This window comes from Planomonospora algeriensis (assembly GCF_977012225.1).
The window spans coordinates 1-5878 of the sequence record NZ_CDRNDK010000397.1 but is presented as its reverse complement, the minus strand read 5'-3'; the positions used below and the strand labels follow the sequence as shown (position 1 = coordinate 5878).

5 protein-coding genes are annotated in these 5878 nt (G+C 73.7%); 3 read left to right on the top strand and 2 right to left on the bottom strand.

Annotated elements, in window-relative coordinates; all coding sequences use genetic code 11:
• Window positions 1-415: 415 nt before the first annotated feature.
• Together ACWJ6R_RS28525 and ACWJ6R_RS28520 are read right to left on the bottom strand one after the other, a co-directional pair.
• Window positions 416-1060, bottom strand: a complete 645-nt coding sequence (locus ACWJ6R_RS28525; protein ID WP_449065189.1) for a response regulator — start codon at window positions 1058-1060, stop codon at window positions 416-418.
• A gap of 56 nt (window positions 1061-1116) precedes the next feature.
• A complete protein-coding gene (locus ACWJ6R_RS28520) occupies window positions 1117-2703 on the bottom strand; it encodes an ATP-binding protein (protein WP_449065188.1) in 1587 nt (528 codons plus the stop codon).
• A 177-nt stretch (window positions 2704-2880) separates the two neighbouring features.
• On the opposite strand from ACWJ6R_RS28520, the gene ACWJ6R_RS28515 reads away from it, so the two are divergent.
• Genes ACWJ6R_RS28515 through ACWJ6R_RS28505 form a run of 3 tightly spaced genes read left to right on the top strand, consistent with a single transcriptional unit; the run spans window position 2881 to window position 5861 of the window.
• Window positions 2881-3846: a Bug family tripartite tricarboxylate transporter substrate binding protein gene (locus ACWJ6R_RS28515; RefSeq protein WP_449065187.1), complete on the top strand. Its 966-nt coding sequence runs from the start codon at window positions 2881-2883 to the stop codon at window positions 3844-3846.
• A complete protein-coding gene (locus ACWJ6R_RS28510; RefSeq protein WP_449065186.1) occupies window positions 3846-4376 on the top strand; it encodes a tripartite tricarboxylate transporter TctB family protein in 531 nt (176 codons plus the stop codon). The genes ACWJ6R_RS28515 and ACWJ6R_RS28510 overlap by 1 nt, the downstream gene beginning before the upstream one ends.
• Window positions 4377-5861 carry a tripartite tricarboxylate transporter permease gene (locus tag ACWJ6R_RS28505; protein WP_449065185.1) on the top strand — a complete coding sequence of 495 codons (1485 nt, stop codon included), beginning with the start codon at window positions 4377-4379 and terminating at the stop codon, window positions 5859-5861.
• Window positions 5862-5878 lie beyond the last annotated feature (17 nt).

Here is a 5878-nt window from a genome sequence, read left to right as displayed (position 1 = left end):
CCGCAGGGCTGGAGGCGGGAGCGCGGCCTGCGGCAGCCGTTCCTCCCGCGGCCGGTCCGGCGGTCCGGCCGAAGCCGGGATCGCCGGAGGGCCCGAAGATGTCGGGTGAGACGCCCGGAGGGAGGCGGGGGCCACCGGTGGGGGCGGCGTTCGGAGCGCCGTTCGGAGCGCCGTTCGAGGCGCCGTCCGGCCCGGACCTCGGCCGCTCCGCGACGGGCCTGTGCGGATCCCGCGATCCGGCGGCGGCGCCCGGCCGGATCGGATGTGAGGGCAGGGGGACCGCGGCGAACGGATCCGTCGGTGGTTCGGTTGGCCTTCCGGCGTTCCGCACGGCCTCCGTCCCCTCCCTCACACTTTCTCCCCTCGGCAACCCTAAACCACAATGACCGGCCGTCGTCCCCGAAGGGGTCACAAATCAACCGGTCCACAGGTAGCGGTGCTCCGGCCGGCCGGCGGTGCCGTACTTCGGCCGCAGGCGGGTCCGGCCGGTGGCGCACAGGTGCTCCAGGTAGCGCCGGGCGCTGACCCGGGACAGGCCGGTGAGCGCCGCCACCTCGGTCGCCGACAGGTCCGCGCCCGCCTGCCTGAGCACGTCCTCCACCAGCGCGCAGGTGGTCCCGGACAGCCCCTTGGGCAGCGGTTGCGGGCCGCCGCCGCCCCCTCCCTCACCGAACAGCCGGTCGATCTCGTCCTGGCCCGCGGCGGACCCGATCGCGGAGAGCCGCCGGCGCAGGTCGGCGTAGCGCTCCAGCCGTTCGGTGAGCGCTCCGGCCCCGAACGGCTTGACCAGGTAGTTCACCGCGCCGCCGCGCATGGCCTCGCGCACCGTGACCGTGTCGCGCGCCGCGGTGACGACCAGCACGTCGACGGGGTGGGAGGCGCCCCTCAGCTCCCTGAGCACGTCCAGTCCCGACATGTCCGGCAGGTAGATGTCGAGCAGCACCAGGTCGGGCCGGTGCCGCGCCACCGCCGCCAGCGCCGTCTCCCCGGTGTGCGCGGCGCCGACCACGGTGAACCCAGGCACCCGCGCGACGTAACCGGCATGGATCCTGGCCACCATGAAGTCGTCGTCCACGACCAGGACGCCGATCTGCGGCGCCGTTCCCCGGGGGGCGTTCACGCGGCCTCCTCTCTGCGGGGCAGCAGGGCCGTGAAGACCGCGCCGCCCGCGTTGTGCACGCGGATCCAGCCGCCGCGCCGCAGGCACGCCTGCCGGGTCAGGGCCAGGCCGAGCCCGCGGGGGCCGGAGCGGGCGACCTTCGTGGTGAAGCCCTCCCGGAACACCTCCTCGGCCAGGGCGGGGCTGACGCCGGGGCCGGAGTCTCCGACGCGGATGTGCAGACCGTCCTTCTCGGTGCGGACCGAGACCTCCACCGTCCCCCCGATCTCCTCCAGCACGTCCAGGGCGTTGGCCACCAGGTTGCCGACGACGAGCACCGCGTCCTGCGGGTCGCCGAGCGCGCCCTCCTCCACCCGGCAGTCGTCGGCGAGCACCAGGGCCGCGCCCCGCTCGGCGGCCTCGGCGGACTTGGCCAGCAGCAGCGCGGCCAGGGTCGGGTCGGCGACCTTCTCCCTGATGCCCGCCGAGTGGTGGCCGATCACCTCGGTGGTCCGCGTGATGTAGCCGATCGCCGTCTCGTGCTCGCCGAGCTCCAGCAGGCCGACGACGGTGTGCATGCGGTTGGCGAACTCGTGGGCCTGGGCGCGCAGCGCGTCGGTCGTGCTGCTGGCCTGGTCGAGCGCGCGCGCCAGCCGTACCAGCTCGGTCCGGTCGCGCAGGGTGACCACCCAGCCGTTGCTCCGCCCGCGCACGGCCACCGGCATGCGGTTGAGCACCAGCACCCGGTCCCGGTGCAGCACCACCCGGTCGTCGCCCTCGTCCTCCCCCGCCAGCACGTCGCGCATGCGGTCCGAGAGCGGCAGCTCCGCGAGCCGGCGGCCGACGTCGCAGGCCGACAGGCCGAGCAGCTCCCGCGCGGCGTCGTTGAGCAGCGTCACCCCGCCCTGCAGGTCGAGGGCGACGATGCCCTCCTTCACACCGTGCAGCACGCCCTCGCGCTGCTCCAGCAGGGAGGCGATCTCCGCCGGTTCGAGGCCGAAGGTCTGCCGGCGGACCCGGCGGGCGATCAGCGCGGCCCCGGCCGATCCGGCGAGGAGCACGGCCAGCACGGTCCAGAGCAGCGGCGGCAGGGCCGCGCCGAACTGGCCGGCGACGGTCTCCTCCAGCACCCCGACCGAGGTCAGGCCGATGATCGCGCCGGAGGCGTCGCGGACGGCGGCCTTGCCCCGCACCGAGCGGCCGAGGGTCCCGGTCTGGACGCCGGTCCAGGCGCGGCCGGTGGACAGGACCTGCGAGCCGTCGGTGGACAGCCGCCTGCCGATCAGCGCGGGGTTGGGGTGGGCGTAGCGGATCTGGTCGCGGTTGGCGATCACCACGTAGTCCGCGCCGGTCGCGGCCTGCACGCCCAGCGCTATCGGCTGCAGGACCGACGGCGGGCGGGGGTGGGCGAACGCCTCCCGCACCTCGGGCAGCCCGGCCACCGCCTCGGCGATGGCCAGGGCCCGCTGCTGGTGCCGCCGCTCGAGCTGGTCGCGCAGGTGCTCCGTCCAGACGCCCGCCGTACCGCCCGCCGAGAGCAGCACGACCGCCATCTGCAGCACGAACAGCTGGGTGCCGAGGGAGGCGCTGAGGATCTTTCGCACGAGTACTCCCAGGTCAGAGACCTCATGAAAGCACCTGGAGGTCACGGCCGGGTCGCGGCGGCCCTGCGGCCGTGACCAATACGACCGATACGACGGCAAGCACGCAAAGCATCGACAGCGCGGCGCGCACCCTCCAGCATCCTCACCACGCCGTTTCTTTCGTTGTCAGGAGATGACATGCGCCTTCGCAGACTCGCGGTCCTGGCGATCCTGCCGCTCGCCGCCCTCACGGCCTGCGGCTCGGGGTCGCCCTCGGGCACCAGCGCGCTGAGGATCATGGCCCCCGCCTCGCCCGGCGGCGGCTGGGACCAGACCGCCCGTACGGCGGAGCAGGCCCTCAAGAGCCTCGACCCGTCCCGCACGATCGAGGTCTACAACGTGCCCGGGGCGGGCGGCACCATCGGCCTGTCCCAGCTGGAGCGGGAGAAGGGCAACGGCGACCTGCTGATGACCATGGGCCTGGTCATGGTGGGCGCGGTCGAGCAGAACAAGTCGCAGGTGACCCTGGCCGACACCACGCCCGTCGCGAAGCTGGTCGAGGAGTACGAGCTCGTCGTCGTCCCCGCCGAGTCCCCGCACCGGACGCTGGCGGACCTGGTCGCGGCGTGGAAGGCGGACCCCGCGAAGGTCGCGATCGCGGGCGGCTCGGCCGGCGGCACCGACCACATCGTGGCGGGGCTGATGGCCAAGGCCGCCGGGATCGACCCCAAGCAGGTCAACTACATCGCGCACTCCGGCGGCGGCGAGGCGCTGAACGCGCTGCTGGGCAACAAGGTCGCGATGGGCGTCTCCGGGGTCGGTGAGTTCGCCGAGCACGTGAAGTCGGGACGGCTGCGCGCCCTCGGCGTGTCCGCTCCGGCGCGGATCGCCAGCGTGGACGCGCCCACGTTGAAGGAGGCCGGCCTGGACGTCGAGCTGGCCAACTGGCGCGGGTTCGTCGCCCCCCGCGACCTGGACGAGGAGGCTCAGAAGAAGCTGGTCGACCTGGTCACGAAGATGCACGGGTCGCAGGCGTGGAAGGACGCGGTGGCCAAGAACGGCTGGACCGACGCCTTCCAGGCGGGCAAGCCGTTCGCCGACTTCCTGGCGGCCGAGCAGACCAGGATCAAGGCCATCATCGCCGAGATGGGACTCGTCTCCTGATGTCCTCCGACATGTCCTCCCCCGAGGGGCCGGAGGGCGGGCCGGGGTGGGACTGGCGGCGGCCGGAGCTGGTGATGGCGCTGGTCGTCCTGGGGCTGGGCGGATTCGTGCTCGCGGGCACGGCGGACGTCTCCGCCGCCAGTTCCACGCTGGGGCTGGGACCCCGCTTCTTCCCGGTGCTCGTCGGGATCGCGCTGCTGGTGATCGGGGTCTGCTACGCGGCCGACGTGCTCCGCGGCGGCCACGGAGACCCGGAGGAGAGCGAGGACGTCGACGCCGCCGCCCCCGCGGACTGGCGGACCGTGCTCCAGGTCAGTGTGATCTTCCTGGCCTTCGCGGGCCTGGTCGACCCGCTGGGCTGGATCATCGCGGGCGCGCTGCTGTTCTTCGGGCTGGCGGTGACGCTCGGCGCGGCGCACCGGCTGCGCGCCGGCGCGCTCGCGATCGTCCTGTCCACCCTGTCCTACCTGGCCTTCGTCAAGGGCCTGGGCGTCACGCTGCCCGCCGGGCTGCTCTCGGGGGTGATCTAGGTGGAGTCCTTCCAACTGCTGCTGGACGGGTTCGCGACCGCGCTCACCCCGGTCAACCTGCTCTACGCGCTGGCCGGGGTCACCCTCGGCACGCTGGTGGGGGTGCTGCCCGGCATCGGCCCGGCGATGACCGTGGCCCTGCTGCTGCCGATCACTTTCAACGTCCCGCCGGCCGGCGCGTTCATCATGTTCGCCGGGATCTACTACGGCGGCATGTACGGCGGGTCCACGACCTCGATCCTGCTCAACACGCCCGGCGAGAGCTCCTCGATGATCACCGCGCTGGAGGGCAACAAGATGGCGCGGCGCGGCCGGGCCGCCCAGGCGCTGGCCACCGCGGCGATCGGGTCGTTCGTCGCGGGCACGATCGCCACCGGCCTGCTGGTCGTCGCGGCCCCCCTGGTCGTGGACTTCGCGATCTCCTTCGGGCCGGAGGACTACTTCGCGCTGGCGGTGCTGGCGTTCACCGCGGTCTCATCGGTGCTGTCGCGCTCGGTGGTGCGCGGCCTGGCCTCGCTGGGGTTCGGCCTGGTCATCGGCCTGATCGGCATCGACGAGCAGACCGGGCAGGCCCGGCTGACCCTGGGCGTCCCCCAGCTGCTCGGCGGCATCGAGGTGGTGGTCGTCGCGGTCGGCCTGTTCGCGCTGGGCGAGGCGCTCTACGTGGCCTCCCGGCTGCGCCACGACGAACCGGAGATCATCCCGGTCGGCCGGGCCTTCCTCGGCCGCTCCGACTGGTCCCGGTCCTGGCGGCCGTGGCTGCGCGGGACCGCGCTGGGCTTCCCGTTCGGCGCGCTGCCGGGCGGCGGCGCGGAGATCCCGACGTTCCTGTCGTACTCGATCGAGCGGCGGCTGGCCCGCGGGACCGCCCGCGAGGAGTACGGCAAGGGCGCGATCGAGGGCGTCGCGGGCCCCGAGGCCGCCAACAACGCCTCCGCCGCGGGCACCCTGGTCCCGCTGCTCACTCTGGGCCTGCCCACCTCGGCCACCGCCGCGATCATGCTGGCGGCCTTCCAGCAGTACGGCCTGCAGCCCGGCCCCCAGCTGTTCGACCACAACCCGGCCCTGGTCTGGGGCATGATCGCGTCGCTGTTCCTGGGCAACGTCATGCTGCTGGTGCTCAACCTGCCGCTGGCTCCGGTCTGGGCGAAGGTGCTGCACATCCCGCGTCCCTACCTCTACGCCGGGATCGTGCTGTTCGCCGCGCTCGGGGTCTACGCCCTGAACGCCTCCTGGGTGGACCTGGTGGTGCTCTACGTCCTGGGCCTGCTCGGCTTCGCGATGCGCCGCTTCGGCCTGCCGGTCGCGCCCGCGGTGATCGGCATGATCCTGGGCCCGATGGCGGAGATCCAGCTGCGCCGGGCCCTGGCCATCGGCGCGGGCGACGCCGCGGTCCTGGTGCGCAGCCCGATCGCGGCGGCCCTGCTGGGCTGTCGCTGCTGGCCCTGCTCGCTCCGCTGGCCAGGCCGCTGGTCAGGAGGCTGACCGCGCGCCGGCCGGGG